Raw genomic sequence first — 13,494 nt, 5'->3', positions numbered from 1 at the left:
GACTGAGCCTTGACTATTCATAGGGATGATATTCGATACCATTCTGAATCGAGCCGATGACCTGCGCCCTGTTCTCGTCGCTTTCACTGAAGTAGACGAGCAATTGATCCACACCCAAACCATTGCTCAGGGCATTCATCCAAAAGTCAAAACCAGCTTGATCTGGTTCGCGATGCAGAACGTTCTTGTAGAAGGTAGTCAGGATTACATCGTTTGCCAAATTCCCGCTAATCATGTCGTTAAATTCTGGCGAATCGATAAACCCGGCAGCAACCATATCGAGTGTCACGCCGTGATCCATTACATCAATCCAGAAACCCAGCCCATCGCGGTCAGGCGCGCGATCGAACGCGGCGCGATACAATCGATATGCCTGGCCGGCGATACCCGAAATATCCAGCGCCAGCGCGACGTCGGCGAATTGAAGTCGCTCGACGTCCTTGAGATGGACGCTCGTACCGCCTGTGTTGACGTACAATTCGGGGTATTCGGTCAGGTTCTGATAAAGATAGTTATTTGTTGTTAGATTCACACTACCACGAGTTTCTTCGAAGATGACGGTATCGATACCGTTACCTCCATCGAATGAAAGATAGTACAAGTGTTTCGCAATAAACGTATCATTTCCGTCATACCCAAGCAGGTGGCTCCACTCTTTACTGACAAGTACATCGTCGCCGGCAAAGGCAATCGGAAACAGCTGATAGTCCGTACCGGACAGCATGAGTGCCGATACACTCGAAGCATCCAGTGACAAGTCCTTCACTGTATATCGCACTGTCCCATCCGAATCTGTGCGAACAAAGGAGTTCAGGGTCCCGCCAACCATATTCCCGGAATAGGTAAAAGTACCAAAATAGTCTAGTCGATTGAGTTCCGTTGAATCAGGTTCGGACGATATGACGGTGATCTGTGTCGGCGATTTGACGATTTGATGGATCCTGCCAACTGCATACGCGCTCTCCATCGAATTTGCGTAGGGATTCGATGTATGAGAGATAAAGGTAGCCATTGGTGCGATGACCTTATATAAGTCTGATGGACGTCAGAACACCCGACGTTTATTGCTCAGATTATATTCTATCTGGCTTACCTTTCTATTTTAAGGGCCATTGACGGCCTATTCGACAGCCTTGACCATCGATTCGATGACTTTCTTGGCGTCGCCGAAGACCATCATCGTGTTGGGCTGGTAGAACAGGTCGTTGTCGAGGCCGGCGTAGCCGGAGGCCATCGAGCGTTTGTTGACGATGATGCTTTTCGCGCGGTAGGCCTCCAGGATCGGCATGCCGGCAATTGGCGACCTGGGATCTTTCGCAGCGGGGTTCACCACGTCGTTGGCGCCAAGGATCAGGACGACGTCCGTTTGGCCGAAATCGCCATTGATGTCTTCCATTTCGGCCACCTGGTCATAGGGGACTTCGGCTTCGGCCAGCAAGACGTTCATGTGGCCGGGCATGCGGCCGGCTACCGGGTGGATTGCGTAGCGCACTGTCACGCCGTGTTCGGTGAGCTTGTCGACCAGCTCCTTGACCGTGTGCTGGGCGCGGGCGACTGCCAGGCCGTAGCCGGGGACGATGATGACCGATTCGGCGTTTTGCAGGATGAAGGCGGCATCCTCGGCCGAGCCGGACTTGACCGGGCGCTGCTCTTTCGCGCCGCCGTCGTCCGCGGAGGCCTCGCCGCCGAAGCCGCCCAGGATCACGTTGAAGAACGAGCGGTTCATCGCCTTGCACATGATGTACGACAGGATCGCGCCGCTCGAGCCGACCAGTGAGCCGGCGATGATCAGCATCGAGTTGTTCAGCGAGAAGCCGATGCCGGCCGCCGCCCAGCCGGAGTAGGAGTTCAGCATCGAGACCACCACCGGCATGTCGGCGCCGCCGATCGGGATGATGATCAGCACGCCCAGCACGAAGGCCAGCGCCGCCATCGCGATGAATGGCGTCCACGCAGGGGCCACGCCATCGGCGAAGCAGAACATCAGGCCCAGCACGACGATCGCGATCGCCAGCGCCAGGTTCAGGATGTGCTGGCCGGCGAAGCGTACGGGGGCGCCCTGGAACAGGCGGAACCTGTACTTGCCCGACAGCTTGCCGAAGGCGATCACGGAGCCCGAAAAAGTCACCGCGCCCACGAAGGTGCCGATGAACAGCTCCAGCCGGTTCCCGAACGGCAGCGGTGTCTCGCGCGTGGCGATATTGAAGGCCCACGGCTCGGACACGGCCGCGATCGCGATGCACACGGCCGCCAGGCCGATCAGCGAGTGCATGGCCGCCACCAGTTCGGGCATCTTGGTCATCTCGACCTTTTTCGCGGCATAGGCGCCGATCGCGCCGCCGACCGCCACGCCCAGCAGCACCAGGCCGAAGCCCGAACCGCCGCCCTGCCCCAGCGTCGCCTGCAGCTTGAGCATCAGCGCCACCGTGGTCACCACCGCGATCGCCATCCCGGCCATGCCGAAGGCATTACCGATGCGCGCGGTCGATGGCGACGACAGGCCCTTGAGCGCCTGGATGAAGCATACCGAGGCGACCAGGTAGAACAGGGTGACGAGGTTCATGCTGATGGCGTTCATGCCTGCCCCTCCTTCTCTTTCGACGCCGCCTTCGGTTCCTTCTTCTTGAACATCTCCAGCATGCGCTGGGTGACCAGGAAGCCGCCGAACACGTTCACCGCCGCCAGCGCCACCGCGACCGTGCCGGCCAGGCGCCCGGCCAGGCCCTCGGTCAGGCCGGCGGCCAGCATGGCGCCGACGATCACGATCGCGGAAATCGCATTGGTCACCGCCATCAGGGGCGTGTGCAGCGCGGGAGTGACGGTCCAGACCACGTGGTAGCCGACGTAGATCGCCAGCACGAAGATGATCAGGTTGATGATGGTGTGGCTGATGTCCATGCCTAGTCTCCTGTCGGGTTCCAACCTGGTCAAGCTTGTTTGCGCAGCACTTCCCCGCCCGCGCACACCAGGGTCGCGGTCACGATCTCGTCCTCGCGGTCGATGAAGAAGCGGTCGTCCTTGTCGAACACCAGCTTGAGGAAATCGAGCACATTGCGCGCATACAGGGCCGACGCATCGGCCGCGACCAGCGCCGCCAGATTCGGCTCGCCGATGATGTGCACCCCATGCTTGACCACCGTCTTGCCAAGCTCCGTCAGCGGGCAGTTGCCGCCCTGGGCGATCGCCATGTCGACGATCACGGAGCCCGGCTTCATCGCGCGCACCGTCTCTTCGCCGATCAGCACTGGCGCCTTGCGGCCCGGGATCAGGGCGGTAGTGACGACGATGTCGGCCAGTTTCGCGCGCTCGTGCACCAGTTCGGCCTGGCGCCGCATCCAGTCGGCCGGCATCGGGCGCGCATAGCCGCCGCTGCCCTGGGCGATCTCGCGCTCTTCGTCGGTGAGATACGGCACGTCGATGAACTTCGCGCCGAGCGACTCCACCTGCTCCTTGACCGGCGGGCGCACGTCGGACGCCTCGATCACGGCGCCCAGGCGCTTGGCGGTGGCGATCGCCTGCAGGCCCGCCACGCCCACACCCATGATCAGGACGCGCGCCGCCTTGACCGTGCCGGCCGCCGTCATCAGCATCGGCATGAAGCGCCCGTAGGTATTGGCGGCCAGGAGGATGGCCTTGTAGCCGGCGATGTTCGCCTGCGACGACAGCACGTCGAGCGACTGCGCGCGCGTGATGCGCGGCGCCGCTTCGAGCGCGAAGGCGGTGAGGCCGCTCGCGGCCAGCGCGGCGAGATTGTCGGCGTCGAAGGGGTCGAGCATCCCGACCAGCACCGCGTCGCGCCGCATCAGGCCGCGCTCGGTGGCGTCGGGACTGCGCACCTTGAGGACCATGTCGCAATCAAAAGCGGCGGCGGCATCGACGATGCTGGCGCCGGCCGCTTCATAAGCGCCATCGGGCGCCGCCGCGTGCAGGCCGGCGCCGGCCTGCACCAGCACCTGGTGCCTGGCGGCCAGCTTCTTGACGGTTTCGGGAGTTGCTGCAACGCGGGTCTCGCCCGGCCTGGTCTCGGCCGGTATGCCTATCCTCATAACACCTCCGTACGTTGGAATACTCGAGTGCACAACCTGTCTTTACGGCAATTTCCCTAATAGTCGCCTGCTTTTAATGAATTTGCAATCCTCCTGACGAAACGCATGCTGCAAAGACGATTTGCCAGCATTTTTGCGACAGATCAAGTCCAATTAACGACAGGCAAGCACCGAAGGCGGGGCAAGGCTGAGCAGAGCAGCCCCGGCCCGAGGTAGAATACCGGCTCATTTTCAAGGACAGGCATGAGCGACATCTTCAAACCATCGGTTACCGTGGCTGCGATCATCGAGCACGAGGGCCGTTTCCTGCTGATCGAGGAAGAGACGAGCGAGGGCGTCAAGCTGAACCAGCCCGCCGGCCATCTCGACCCGCACGAATCGCTGGAGCAGGCGGTCGTGCGCGAAGCGCTCGAGGAAACCGCCCACGAGTTCATCCCGCACACGCTGGTGGGCATGTACATGTCGCGCTACCACTCGAAGTCGCGCAATGCCGACGTCACCTACCTGCGCTTCACCTTCGCCGGCAGCGTCGGCCGCAAGTTCGACCAGCCGCTCGATGAAGGCATCCTGCGCACCCTGTGGATGACGCGCGACGAGATCGCCGCCACCGTCGACCAGCACCGCAGCCCGATCGTGCTCAAGTGCGTGGACGACTACCTGGCCGGCCAGCGCACTCCCCTGTCCCTGCTGCACACCCACCCCTCGGTCTTCGAGGGCGGGATCTAATTCATTACGGACGTACCATGAGCAAGAAAAAAGTCGTGATCGGGATGTCGGGCGGAGTCGACTCCTCGGTCGCGGCGTGGATGCTGAAGGAACAAGGCTATGACGTCGTCGGCCTGTTCATGAAGAACTGGGAAGACGACGACGACTCCGAATACTGCTCGACGCGCCAGGACTGGATCGACGCGGCCAGCGTGGCCGACGTGGTCGGCGTCGACATCGAGGCGGTCAACTTCGCCTCCGAATACAAGGACCGCGTGTTCGCCGAGTTCCTGCGCGAATACCAGGCCGGCCGCACGCCGAATCCCGACGTGCTGTGCAACGCCGAGATCAAGTTCAAGGCCTTCCTCGACCATGCGATGAAGCTGGGCGCCGACCTGATCGCGACCGGCCACTATGCGCGCGTGCGCCAGAACACGGGCAACGGCAAGTTCGAGCTGCTGAAGGCCTTCGACGCCACCAAGGACCAGAGCTACTTTTTGCACCGCCTGAACCAGGCGCAGCTCTCGAAGTCGCTGTTCCCGCTGGGCGAGATCCCCAAGACCGAAGTACGCAAGATCGCCGAGAAGCTGAAATTGCCGAACGCCGCCAAGAAGGACTCGACCGGCATCTGCTTCATCGGCGAGCGCCCGTTCCGCGACTTCCTGAACCGCTACCTGTCCTATAAACCGGGCCCGATCCTGCTCGACGACGGCAGCAAGGTCGGCGAGCACGTCGGCCTGTCGTTCTACACGCTGGGCCAGCGCAAGGGCATCGGCATCGGCGGCCTCAAGTCGCGCAAGAACGCGGACGGCACCAGCGAGCCGTGGTTCGTGGCGCGCAAGGACATCGAGGCCAATACGCTGTCCATCGTGCAGGGCCACGACCATCCCTGGCTGCTGTCGAAGCGCCTGGAAGCCGGCCAGGCCAGCTGGATCGCGGGCGAAGCGCCAGATTCGCGCGCATTGTCGGCCAAGACCCGCTACCGCCAGGCCGACGTGGCCTGCACCGTGCAGGCCGAAGGAGACAAGCGGTTCGCCCTCGATTTCACGGACCCGCAATGGGCCGTCACCCCGGGCCAGTCGGCCGTGCTGTACGACGGCGACGTCTGCCTGGGCGGCGGCATCATCGACGCCCGCTCGGGCGTCGTCTAGGCGTCCAGCCTCAGCAAGCGCGCGCGGCCAGCCATTCGGCCAGCGCGTTCGGCGCCAGCGGGCGCGCGTGCAGGTAACCCTGCACCTCGTCGCAGCCCGCCGCGCGCAAGAATTCTTCCACTTCCACCGTCTCCACGCCTTCGGCCACCACCTTGTGGCCCAGGTCGTGCGACAGCTTGATCATCGTCCCCACCAGCGCGCGCCGGCGCTCGTCCTGGTCCAGGTTGCGCATGAAGCTCTGGTCGATCTTGACCACGTTGGCGGGCAGGCTTTGCAGGTAGGCCAGGCTGCTGTAGCCGGTGCCGAAATCGTCGATCGCCAGTTGCACCCCGACCCGTGCCAGCCGCTCCAGCGTTGCCTGCGCCCCCCGCGGGTTGCGCATCAGCGCGCTCTCGGTCAGCTCGATCGCCAGACTGGATGGCGGCAGGCCGTTGCGTTGCAGGAGCGTGAGCACGCGGTCGCAGAAATCCGGCTCTTCCAGGTTCACCGCCGACACATTGACCGCCACCTGCAGCGCGATGCCGTCGCGGCGCCAGGCCGCCATCTGGCGCATGGCGGCGCCCAGCACCCATTCGGTGGTGGCGCGCGCCAGCGAGGTGGTCTCGATCACCGGGATGAACTCTCCCGGCGAGATCGCCCCCAGTTCCGGGTGGCTCCAGCGCAGCAGCGCCTCGACGCTGGCGCAGGCGCCGTCGTGCAAGGAGACCTTGGGCTGGTATACCAGGTGCAGCTGGTCGCGGCTCTCGAGCGCGGCGCCGAAGGCGTTCACCAGCCAGAAACGGCGCTGCAGGATGGCGTCGTGCTCGGACGAGAACACGCGCACGCAGCGCTCCGCGGCCAGGGCGTCGTGGGCCGCGCCATGCATATTGCGCAGCAGGTCCAGGCCCTCGGTCTGGCCGACCGTGAACGGCGCGATGCCGACCGTGGTGGTGGTGATGAAGCGCGCCCTGCCATGGCTGGCATGCGCATCGAGCCAGGATTGCAGCTGGGTGCAAAAGGTTTCAAGGGTGACGCCGCGCGGCGCGAAGAAGGCGAACTGGGTGCTGCCGACGTGATAGATCTTGCCGGCGCCGGCCAGGCGCAGCTGCGGCACCGCGTCGCGCACCATCTCGTCGAGATAGCCGGCGCCCATCACGCGCTGGGCGTCGCTCAGCTCTTGTGGGCTGGCCATGCTGACCAGGGCCGCCAGGCGCATGTCGCCGGGGGCTTCGGCCAGTTCCATGTCGTTGAAGTCGACGATGAACTGGTTGCGGTTGGGCAGGCCGCTGACCGGATCGATGCGCCCCAGCGCATGCTGCAGCTCGATCTGCGCCATCACCATCGTCGCCAGGTCCTTCAGGGCCTGGCTTTCGTCGTCCGTCACCTGGCGCGGTTCGAGTCCGAGCACGCACATCGCCCCCAGGCAGTAGCCTTCGCTGGTGGTGAGCGGCGCGCCGGCATAGAAGCGGATTCCGTCCTGGGCCAGGCCGCTGTCGCGAAAATAGGTATCTTCAAGCAGGTCGGGCACCACCAGGATGTCGTTGGTGTCGGCCACCATCGCGCACGGCGCGAGCTGGCGCGGGATGGCGTCGTGGTTGATCCCGACCTTCGACTTGAACCATTGGCGGTCGCTGTCGGTCAGCGATACCGCGGCGATCGGCAGCTGGAACAGCTGGGCCGCCATGCGCGTGATGCGATCGAACGCTTCGCTGGGCGGCGTGTCCAGCAGTTCCAGGCGGCGCAAGGCGTCAAGGCGCGCGGCTTCATGAGATGGTGAAGCGAGTAGCGCGGGATCGATCGGAAAATTCATGGCGTGCCTGCTCAGATATGGCGCTAACGCGCAAGAAAAATGACGGAATTGACGAAACTGAATCCAGTATTGCGAAAATAATTCCACACGTCAACAAATATCACCAAATCTATCGTCATATTCGTCATTTTCTGTTGCTTGCTGTAAAATCCCTGGATCGCAGCAGTAAGTACAACGCCCATGACCACAGCTCACCACGACGACCCGATCCTCACCACACGCGAAGCGGCGCATCTGCTTGGGGTGGCGGTGAGCACTGCCCAGGCCTGGATGGAAAGCGACGCGCTGCCGACCTGGAAAACACCTGGCGGACATCGTCGGGTTCGCCGCAGCGCGGTGATGCGGCTATTGCAGCAACATGCCGCAGCGCTGTCGACGACAGGGACTATTGCGCTGGCGGGCGAATTCCTGCCCACCGCCGATCCCGCCTATCCGGTACCGATCGACGAAGCGCGGCGCCTGGCGGCGCTGGCCGCGTCGAAGCTGATGGATACCCCGCAAGAAGAAGTGTTCGACCGCGTGACCTGGCTGGCCAGCCATGTGACCGAATGCCCGATGGCTCTGCTCACGCTGCTTTCAGGCCAGCGCCAGTGGTTCAAGTCGCGGATCGGGGTCGAGGCGCGCGAGACGCCGCGCGAACTGGCGTTCTGCAGCCATGCGATCATGCAGGACGGGCCATTCGTGGTCGAGGATGCGCACGCCGATCCGCGCTTCGCCGGCAACCCGCTGGTGACGGGCGCGCCGCACATCCGCTTCTATGCCGGCTATCCGGTGCTGGCGGCGAACGGGCTGGCGCTCGGCTCGCTGTGCGTGCTCGACAGCGAGCCGCGCCGCCTGCGCGAACGCGAGCTGCGCGCCCTGCGCGAGCTGGCCGCCATCGCCTCGGACGAAGTCGGGCGTCGCGCCTAGGGTTCGCCGGCCGGCCTGGCCGCCTGCTGCTTCTTGACGAAGGCCAGCACCGTATTGCGGATCGTCCGCAGCACGGTCTCGGCCTTGAACGGCTTGACGATGAAGCCGTGCACGCCGCGCGCCGCCGCCGACTGCACGGCCTGGGCGTCGAGCGTTCCCGAGACCAGGAACACCAGGGTCTTGGGCAGGTTGGCGCGCAGCTGCTCGACCACCTCGCTGCCGTCCTCGACCTGCTCGCGCGCGATGCAGATCACGTGCGGGCGGTGCTTCAGCGCCAGGGCGTAGCCCAGCGCGCCGGTATGGGTCGCGCCTACCACCTCGTAGCTGCCGTCGGCCAGCACCGTGCCCAGCATCGAGCGCGAGACCGCGTTTCCATCGACGATGACCGCTTTCAGCATCGCGTCGTTTTCCCTTCAATGAGCGTCATAGGCCAGCATATTCCAGGTCACGCCGAGGCGCACGTCGAGCTTAAGCGAGACCAGGCAGCGCGAGATCTCGAGTATCTCACGCTCGGCGCGCAGCCTCTCGCCGAGCGGCGTCTTGAGGATGCCCGCGCCGGCCATCACTGCGTCCAGGTCGCCGTAGGCGTTGAGCAGGCGCGCTGCGGTCTTCATGCCCACCTTCGACACGCCCGGCACGCCGTCGGTCGGGTCGCCCATCAGCGCCAGCAGGTCGTGCAGCCGCTCGGGCGCGACGCCGAAGCGCTGGCGCACCCAGGCATCGTCATGCCATTCGTTCTTGAAGTGATCCCATACCAGCGCGCCATGCGCGATCAGCGGATGCAAGTCCTTGTCGGTGGTGGCGACGATGGCTTCGCCGCGCCCTTCCGACAGCCAGCGCATGACGCCGGTGGCGATCACGTCGTCGGCCTCGACGTCCGGGATCGACACCACGCACAGACCGGCCGCGCGCAGGCGCTCGTGGAATTCGGGCAGCGCCGTGCGCAGCTCGCGCGGCATCGCCGCCCGGCCCTCGCGGTAGCGCGGATACAGCGCATGGCGCCAGTTTTCTCCGCCGTGGTCGAAGGCGGCCAGCACATGGGTCGGCGCATGCGTCTCGAGCACGTTGCGAAACGACGAGAAGGCGTGGCGCAGCGCGATGCTGGCCTTCAGGTCCGAGTCCGGTTCGGGACTGGCCTCGTACACCCGGCGCACGATGTTCAGGCCGTCGATGGCGAGCAGCTTGGCCATGCCTGTTCCGTTACGCCTTCCCTATCTCGTACTTGCCGCCGCGCTCGAGCGCGCGCTGGTAGGCCGGCCGCGCATGGATGCGCTTCAGGAAATCGCTCAGGTTCGGATACTTCGCATCCAGCCCGCCGCGCGAAGCGGCCGCCTCCAGCGGGAAGCTCAATTGGATATCGGCCGCCGTGAATTCCTCGCCCGTGAACCAGGGGTGCCTGGCCAGTTCGCCTTCCAGGTAGCCCAGGTGCAGCGCGATCTGCGGCAGCACGAAGCTGCCCTTGACCTTCTGCGCGATGCCGCGCGCGATCGGCTTGACGAAGAACGGCATCGGGCTGTTCTCGACCTTGTCGAACACCAGCTTGAGCAGCAGCGGCGGCATCGCCGACCCTTCGGCGTAATGCAGGAAGTGGGTATAGCGCAGGCGCGCCGGGGTGCCGGCCGCGGGCCGCAGGCGGCCGTCGCCATGGCGCTCGACCAGGTACTCGACGATGGCGCCGGATTCGGCCACCACCAGCTCGCCGTCCGTGATGACGGGCGACTTGCCCAGCGGGTGCACGGCCTTCAGCTCGGGCGGGGCCAGCATGGTCTTCGGGTCGCGCTGGTAGCGCTTGATCTCGTATTCCAGGCCCAGCTCTTCCAGCAGCCACAGGATGCGCTGCGAGCGCGAGTTGTTCAGGTGGTGGACGACGATCATGGGCGAATCCATAGGTAACGGTGGCCGCCAGCTTAGCACTGTTGCGCATGCGCCAACAAGCCCGCGCCGCAGCGCGGGCCGTGGCGCAGGATCAGCGCTGGTGCAGCTTGATCACGCGGTGCTTGCCGGGCGGGTCGGGCTGCCTGGGTGCGCAGCCGCTGCCGCAGCTGCCGCCGCCGCAACCGCCGCCGCCGGACTTGTCAAGCCAGCGGGCGATGAAGGAACGCTTGCCGCCGCGGGTCAGGTGCAGCACGATGCGCGCGCGCAGGCCGGCCGACATGTACTTCGCGCCCAGGTACAGCGCCGAGACGGCCACGATGACGACGACAAGCAGTTCTTGCATGGTTACGCTCCGGTGATGGCGAGGGTGACGCGATAGACGATGAAGGCCGCCACGTACGCCAGGCCGAACATGTAGCCGGCCATGATCCAGGCGTACTTGCGGCTGCCGGTTTCACGGGCCACAGTGGCCAGCGTCGGCAGGCAGTGCGGCGCGTAGACATACCAGGCCAGCAGCGCCAGGCCGGTCGCCATCGACCACGATTCGGCGATCATCGGCGCCAGCAGGTCGCCGACTTCGTCGCCGCCCGACAGCGCGTACACGGTGCCCAGCGCGCCGACCGCCACTTCGCGTGCGGCCATGCCCGGCACCAGCGCGATCGCGATCTGCCAGTTGAAGCCGATCGGGGCCAGGATCACTTCCAGCGCACGGCCGATCATGCCGGCCACGCTGTAGTAGATCGGCGGCTGGGTGGCGCCTTCGGGCGCGCCCGGGAAGCTCGACAGCAGCCAGAGCAGGACCATCATGGTCAGGATCAGGGTGCCGACCCGCATCAGGAAGATCTTGGCGCGCTCCCACAGGCCCGAAAACAATGCGCCTGGCTGCGGCCAGTGGTAGGCCGGCAGTTCGAGCATCAGCGCCTGCTGCTTGAATTCGCTGCGGCGCTTCATGAACCAGGCCACCGCCATCGCCGACAGGATGCCGGCCATGTACAGGATGAACAGCACCACGCCCTGCAGGTTGAGGAAGCCGGCCACGGTCTGGTCGGGGATGAAGGCCGCGATCAGGAGCGCGTACACCGGCAGGCGCGCCGAGCAGGTCATCAACGGCGCGATCATGATCGTCACCAGGCGGTCGCGCGGATTCTGGATCGTGCGCGCGGCCATCACGCCGGGAATGGCGCAGGCGAACGACGACAGCAGCGGCAGGAAGGCGCGGCCCGACAGGCCGACGCTGCCCATGATGCGGTCCAGCAGGAAGGCCGCGCGCGGCAGGTAGCCGACGTCTTCCAGCAGCAGGATGAAGAAGAACAGGATCAGGATCTGCGGCAGGAACACCAGCACGCTGCCGACGCCGGCGATGATGCCGTCCACGATCAGGCTGTGCAGAAGGCCTTCGCCCAGCAGGTCGCCGACGAATTCGCCCAGTGCGCCGACGCCGGCCTCGATCAGGTCCATCGGCGTGCCGGCCCAGCTGAACACGGCCTGGAAGATCAGGAACATCAGCGCGGCCAGGATGATCGGGCCCGCGACCGGATGCAGCACCACATTGTCGACCTTCTCGGTCAGGTTGCCGGTGTCTTTCGTGGTCGAGACGGCGGCGGCCAGGATGCGGCGCACCTCGCGCTGGGTCTCTTCGACCGATACCGCGTCGATCGCCGACAGCGGATTGATCTTGACCGACGCGTCGAACGGCATGCGGTCGAGCTCCGCCAGCAGGGCTTTCTCGCCACCCGACTGGATGGCGACGGTTTCGACCACCGGCATGCCCAGTTCCTGCGACAGCTTCGCGGTGTCGATCTCGATGCCGCGCTTGCGGGCCACGTCGACCATGTTCAGGGTCAGCACCATCGGCAGGCCGAGGCGCTTGAGCTCGAGCACCAGGCGCAGGTTCAGGCGCAGGTTGGTGGCGTTGACCACGCACAGGATGGCATCCGGCGCCTGTTCGCCGGCGCGCAGGCCGGCCACCACGTCACGCGTGATGCCTTCGTCCGGGGTCTGGGCGTTCAGGCTGTAGGCGCCCGGCAGGTCGAGCACGCGGAACGACCGGCCGGCGGGCGACTTGAAGCTGCCCTCCTTGCGTTCGATGGTGACGCCGGCATAGTTGGCGACCTTCTGGCGCGAGCCAGTGAGGCGGTTGAACAGCGCGGTCTTGCCGCAGTTGGGATTGCCGAGCAGTGCGACCAGCGGGGTACGGCCAGCGACTTGTTGTTCCATGACTCCCATGCGCTCAGTCCACCTTGATCGAGACGAGGGCCGCTTCGAAGCGGCGCAGCGCGAAGGTCGATTCGCCGACCTTGACCGCCAGCGGTCCTTTCATGACGCGTTTGAGCACGCGGATGCGCTCGCCCGGCACGAAGCCCAGTTCCATCAGGCGGCGCTGGACGTCGATGCCGCCCTGCGCATGCGGCGCCAGCTGGACTACGGTGGCACTCTGGCCCGCTTTCAGCGAGTCGAGTGTGGACAGGGCGGGGGCTAGGGTCATGGCAGCTTCCAGTTGGTTGTTGCGCTTATGAGACAGCGACAGGAATGATGCCGACATCATAAACCTAAATGCGAACTATTTCTATTTGCAGCTTGTCATTGCCTGGACGAAAAGCACGAAAATAGTGCAGTCAATACGCAGAATTCGCTTGCTTTCACGGCCGGGTTTACAGAAAATAACAACGTAAATGAGAATGATTCGTATTTTGTAGCTTAAACAGCAAGGGTAGTTCGATGATCGTCTGTGTCTGCAACAACATCTCCGACCGTGAAATCCGCCAGGCGGCCGACCTGGGCATCTCTTCCATGGCAGAACTGCGCAAGGAGCTCGGCGTGGGCACCATGTGCGGCAAATGCGTCAGCTATGCGCGCGAAGTCCTGCACGAACACATCGACAGCAAGACCACGATCACCGAAGTGCGCCGCGTGCCGCAAGCGGCCTGAATTCAAGCGATGTCTCTCCTGCCCCGCCGTCTCGCGGGGCTTTTTTTTGCCGCCGCTCCCCGCTTAAAAACTCGTTAATCGCGGCCCGCTA

General features: G+C 64.5%; 15 protein-coding genes. 4 read left to right on the top strand and 11 right to left on the bottom strand.

All coding sequences use genetic code 11. The features are described from left to right. Nucleotides 1-13 precede the first annotated feature (13 nt). The 4 genes from Q9246_RS00390 to Q9246_RS00375 form a co-directional block, all read right to left on the bottom strand. Nucleotides 14-1,012: a DUF4214 domain-containing protein gene (locus Q9246_RS00390; RefSeq protein ID WP_306394571.1), complete on the bottom strand. Its 999-nt coding sequence runs from the start codon at nt 1,010-1,012 to the stop codon at nt 14-16. Between the two features lie 108 nt (nt 1,013-1,120). Further along, a complete protein-coding gene (locus tag Q9246_RS00385) occupies nt 1,121-2,578 on the bottom strand; it encodes an NAD(P)(+) transhydrogenase (Re/Si-specific) subunit beta (RefSeq protein WP_306394569.1) in 1,458 nt (485 codons plus the stop codon). Then, entirely contained in the window at nt 2,575-2,898 is a 324-nt protein-coding gene (locus tag Q9246_RS00380; RefSeq protein ID WP_306394568.1) for an NAD(P) transhydrogenase subunit alpha part 2, read from the bottom strand. Before Q9246_RS00380 ends, Q9246_RS00385 begins: the two co-directional genes overlap by 4 nt. 29 nt (nt 2,899-2,927) lie before the next feature. Beyond that, entirely contained in the window at nt 2,928-4,046 is a 1,119-nt protein-coding gene (locus Q9246_RS00375; RefSeq protein WP_306394567.1) for a Re/Si-specific NAD(P)(+) transhydrogenase subunit alpha, read from the bottom strand. A gap of 243 nt (nt 4,047-4,289) precedes the next feature. On the opposite strand from Q9246_RS00375, the gene Q9246_RS00370 reads away from it, so the two are divergent. Next, entirely contained in the window at nt 4,290-4,772 is a 483-nt protein-coding gene (locus Q9246_RS00370) for an NUDIX hydrolase (protein ID WP_306394566.1), read from the top strand. A gap of 17 nt (nt 4,773-4,789) precedes the next feature. Next, the gene (mnmA, locus tag Q9246_RS00365) at nt 4,790-5,902 is read left to right on the top strand and encodes a tRNA 2-thiouridine(34) synthase MnmA (RefSeq protein WP_306394564.1); all 1,113 of its coding nucleotides are present in this window, start codon (nt 4,790-4,792) and stop codon (nt 5,900-5,902) included. A gap of 10 nt (nt 5,903-5,912) precedes the next feature. Here mnmA and Q9246_RS00360 read toward each other — a convergent pair whose 3' ends face one another. Next, nucleotides 5,913-7,691, bottom strand: a complete 1,779-nt coding sequence (locus Q9246_RS00360) for a sensor domain-containing phosphodiesterase (protein WP_306394562.1) — start codon at nt 7,689-7,691, stop codon at nt 5,913-5,915. A gap of 180 nt (nt 7,692-7,871) precedes the next feature. Between Q9246_RS00360 and Q9246_RS00355 the strand changes: the two genes are divergently transcribed. Then, a complete protein-coding gene (locus tag Q9246_RS00355) occupies nt 7,872-8,600 on the top strand; it encodes a GAF domain-containing protein (RefSeq protein WP_306394559.1) in 729 nt (242 codons plus the stop codon). Here the strand turns inward: Q9246_RS00355 and Q9246_RS00350 are convergent. From Q9246_RS00350 to Q9246_RS00325, 6 genes are all read right to left on the bottom strand, one after another. Beyond that, entirely contained in the window at nt 8,597-8,998 is a 402-nt protein-coding gene (locus tag Q9246_RS00350; protein ID WP_306394556.1) for an ANTAR domain-containing response regulator, read from the bottom strand. The two genes, Q9246_RS00355 and Q9246_RS00350, sit on opposite strands and share 4 nt — an antisense overlap. Before the next feature lie 15 nt (nt 8,999-9,013). Continuing rightward, complete coding sequence (locus Q9246_RS00345) at nt 9,014-9,790, bottom strand: 5'-3' exonuclease (protein WP_306394555.1); 777 nt, start codon at nt 9,788-9,790, stop codon at nt 9,014-9,016. Between the two features lie 10 nt (nt 9,791-9,800). Next, the gene (locus tag Q9246_RS00340; protein ID WP_306394554.1) at nt 9,801-10,475 is read right to left on the bottom strand and encodes a glutathione S-transferase; all 675 of its coding nucleotides are present in this window, start codon (nt 10,473-10,475) and stop codon (nt 9,801-9,803) included. Between the two features lie 91 nt (nt 10,476-10,566). Continuing rightward, nucleotides 10,567-10,818 carry a hypothetical protein gene (locus Q9246_RS00335; RefSeq protein ID WP_306394553.1) on the bottom strand — a complete coding sequence of 84 codons (252 nt, stop codon included), beginning with the start codon at nt 10,816-10,818 and terminating at the stop codon, nt 10,567-10,569. A 2-nt stretch (nt 10,819-10,820) separates the two neighbouring features. Further along, a complete protein-coding gene (feoB, locus tag Q9246_RS00330; protein WP_306394552.1) occupies nt 10,821-12,701 on the bottom strand; it encodes a ferrous iron transporter B in 1,881 nt (626 codons plus the stop codon). A 4-nt stretch (nt 12,702-12,705) separates the two neighbouring features. Beyond that, complete coding sequence (locus tag Q9246_RS00325) at nt 12,706-12,960, bottom strand: FeoA family protein (RefSeq protein WP_306394551.1); 255 nt, start codon at nt 12,958-12,960, stop codon at nt 12,706-12,708. Between the two features lie 233 nt (nt 12,961-13,193). Between Q9246_RS00325 and Q9246_RS00320 the strand changes: the two genes are divergently transcribed. Continuing rightward, nucleotides 13,194-13,403 carry a (2Fe-2S)-binding protein gene (locus Q9246_RS00320; RefSeq protein WP_078033512.1) on the top strand — a complete coding sequence of 70 codons (210 nt, stop codon included), beginning with the start codon at nt 13,194-13,196 and terminating at the stop codon, nt 13,401-13,403. The last annotated feature ends 91 nt before the right edge of the window (nt 13,404-13,494 follow it).

This window comes from Telluria beijingensis (assembly GCF_030770395.1).
Classification (GTDB): domain Bacteria; phylum Pseudomonadota; class Gammaproteobacteria; order Burkholderiales; family Burkholderiaceae_D; genus Telluria; species Telluria beijingensis.
The sequence above is the reverse complement of the archived record's forward strand: the minus strand, read 5'-3'. Positions and strand labels throughout refer to the sequence as shown.